The sequence below is a fragment of the Thermogutta sp. genome (genome assembly GCF_014359955.1).
Classification (GTDB): Bacteria; Planctomycetota; Planctomycetia; order Pirellulales; family Thermoguttaceae; genus Thermogutta.
In genome coordinates, this window is sequence record NZ_JACIYL010000533.1 from 1 (window position 1) to 3105 (window position 3105).

Here is a 3105-nt window from a genome sequence, read left to right on the forward strand (position 1 = left end):
GCCGCAGATAGGTCTTGTTGATGCCTGCAATCGGGCTGATGCTTCCACAGGTGTCGCCGTCCATGGTGGCATACCCGACGGCCGCTTCCGATCGGTTGCTGGTGGTCAATAGTAAGGCACCTTTCACATTCGCCAGCAGCCAGGCACTGGGGCCGCGAGCGCGGGCCTGGATATTTTGCAGAGCGATGTCGTGCTTGTCCCACGTCAGGGGATGCCCGAGAACCTCCTCGATACGCTTGACGTACAGTGTCACGATTTCGTCCACGGAAATGCACGACATGGTCGCACCGAGGGAGGTCACCACGGCCGTGGCCGCCTCCCGAGTAGCGGGACTGTTATTCCGAGTGGCCTGGTAAATACAGTGAAGAAGTTTTGCGATCCGCTCCTGATGAGTTTGAGTCGTCCTCAACTCGGGAATGTGGCTGAGGGCCTGGCAAAAGGCTTCGTGACCCAGCTCCTGGTGAGCCGCTTCGACCATGAGAGCCGCCAGGCAGGCCACCGCCGAGGAGTCGGCACCGCCGCTCACGCTGACGACAAATCCCCTGGCCTTGCTCTTGCGGAGATAATCGAACAACCCAAGCATGACCGCCCGCGCGAATTCCTCCTCTTTAAGATGTGGTCCCGTTTCCCACGACGGCCACTGCGCCATTTCCACGGATGGCTCGATATCCGGAAAATTCCAGGGAAAATTGACCACCCCATCGTTGCGAAAAGCGAGATGAGGATCAAAGCCGGCTGAACGAGCTCTGTTCACACGGTTAAGCTCCACATCCACGACGCCCGTACTGACCGTGACCGGCCGAAAGCTGAACCGTGGTCCTGCGGCGATCATCCGTCCCTGCGAGGCAATCAGGACTCCTCCGTCATAAATGACCCGCCCGGCTTCATTACCCATCAGGTTGGTGTAAATGTATCCCACATGGAAGGCCCGGGAACCTTCCACCACGAACCGCTTGCGCACCTCGTATTTGCCGAACGAGAAATGACTCGCACTCGGATTGAGAATGAGATCGACTCCCCGCGAGGCCAGCTCGCTCCCCGGGCGTTGTGCCACCCAGGCATCCTCGCAGATCTCAAAGCCGAGTCGAATCCCGCCCACGCTAAATACGTAGTCACCGATCGGGTAATTGCGGCCGGCTATCTCAATCTGATCGCACACCCCCGCCGGCCAGGGCTTGAACCACCGGGGTTCGTAATGGAGGCCCTCCGATGCCAGAAACTTCTTGGGGACAAAGCCGAGGATTTCCCCATCCGCGACCAGGCAGGCGGAATTGAATACGGCGCATCGGTGGAAAAGGGGCAGTCCCAAGGAGACGATCATCCCCTTGGTATGGGGCAGACACTCCATGAGCACTTCGAGTGCTGTCTTGTGAACGCCCGGCGAAAGAAATGCGTCCTCGCACCCGTAGCCCGTGATGCATAGTTCCGGCAAACATACGATGGTTGCCCCTTCATTTCGGGCAACTTCGATGGCACGCACGATATTGGCCAGGTTGTTGGACCAATCAAGGGGCGTCTGATTGACGGTCGCCCCTGCCACGCGGACCCGACTCATGGTGAAAGCTCCTCGTGGTGCAAGCGGAGTTGGCGACGGCGGCGGGCAACGCCGCGAGCCATCTTCACCGGGAACGCTTTTGCCCCGCGCAGGGAAAGGTACTCCGCAGGAAAGGCAGCAAGCTGGTCCTGAACATACTCCCGAATTTCTTTCAGACTCCTCTCCGTGTAAACTGGTTCGCTCCCAATCCAAAGCGGTTGCAGCAACTCCGTGGTACCCTCAGTTGAAGATTTCTTCCGTCCCTGCGCGGGAAACTGGAGTTCCCGGGAATCGCGTTCGTCATAGATGACGTCCATCTGGGGCTGGCCCGCCACATGATACCGACGGACGCGTAAAATCCCTGGCAGGGTCTGTTTGGCGGATTCCGCCGAAATTTTCATTCGATCGTGCCAGTTTCCGTTTCCATCCTGGATGGCCGCCAGTTTGTAAACCACGGAAAGCGCCGGCTCATCAAAGGCCGTGGTCAGCCGTGTACCAACTCCCCATGCGTTGATCTGGGCCCCTGCGGCTTTGAGACGGCTGATCCGATACTCGTCAAGATCCCCGGAGGCAAGGATGAGCACATCGTTCAAGCCAGCCTCATCGAGCATCTGCCGGGCCTTCTGGCTGAGTGCCACCAGATCGCCGGAGTCCAGACGAATTCCCACCAGCCGATGTCCATTTTCCTTTAACTTCTGGGCGACCTCGATCGCGTGCTTAACTCCCTGGATTGTATCGAACGTATCCACCAAAAGCACACAACTGGAGGGATAACTTTCCGCGTAAGCCTGGAAGGCCCTCCGCTCGTCGCCGAACGCGAGAATCCAACTGTGAGCCTGGGTTCCCCGAACAGGAATATTCCACAGTTTGCCGGCCAGGACATTGGAAGTCCCCACACACCCGCCGATATACGTCGCCCGCGCTGCAATGAGCGCGGCCTCAAATCCCTGCGCTCGCCGCAGGCCAAATTCGATGACCGGATCGGGCCGGGCGGCCAGCGTCACCCGTGCTGCCTTGGTGGCCACCAGCGTGGCAAATCCCACCAGATTGAGAAGCTGTGTCTCCAGCAGTTGTGCCACTAACAGTCCAGCCTGAACCCGCAAAAAGGGCTCGTGGGCAAAGATGAGGGTTCCCTCCTCGACAGCAAGGACCTCCCCTTCAAAGCGCAGACCGGCCAAATAATCGAGAAATTCCTGACAAAAGAGGGTCCGGCCATCAGACGCTTTGAGAGTAGCCAGATAGTTAAGGTCCTCCTCGGTGAAACGCCATCGCTTCAAAAACTCGACCACCGCTTCCATCCCGCACGCGACGGCGAACCGTCCGCCAAACGGTGCCCGACGAAAAAACAGATGAAAAACAGCGCGGCGATCGGCCCAACCCTGGCGCCAGTAGCCCTGGGCCATTGTCAATTGATAAAGATCGGTCAATAGCGCTAGGTGGGAACAGATCGCCTTCGCGTAGCTCGTCATACAGCAACCGTCCTAAAAATCGTGCATGTTTTTTCCTATTATAAATCTTTTGCTTTTATCTGCCGGTGCAGGGGATTGTCTCGGTCAGTCACCGTCACCAGC

The 3105-nt window shown here is 58.2% G+C and carries 2 protein-coding genes; both read right to left on the bottom strand.

What is annotated here, in order from left to right; genetic code table 11:
• Positions 1-1555, bottom strand: a 1555-nt coding sequence (nadE, locus tag H5U08_RS14040) for an NAD(+) synthase (protein WP_297034318.1), incomplete at its 3' end; no start/stop codon positions are given.
• Positions 1552-3003 (bottom strand): nicotinate phosphoribosyltransferase, encoded by a 1452-nt coding sequence (gene pncB, locus H5U08_RS14045; RefSeq protein WP_297034320.1) that lies wholly within the window; start codon positions 3001-3003, stop codon positions 1552-1554. The genes pncB and nadE, both read right to left, overlap by 4 nt.
• Positions 3004-3105: the final 102 nt, after the last annotated feature.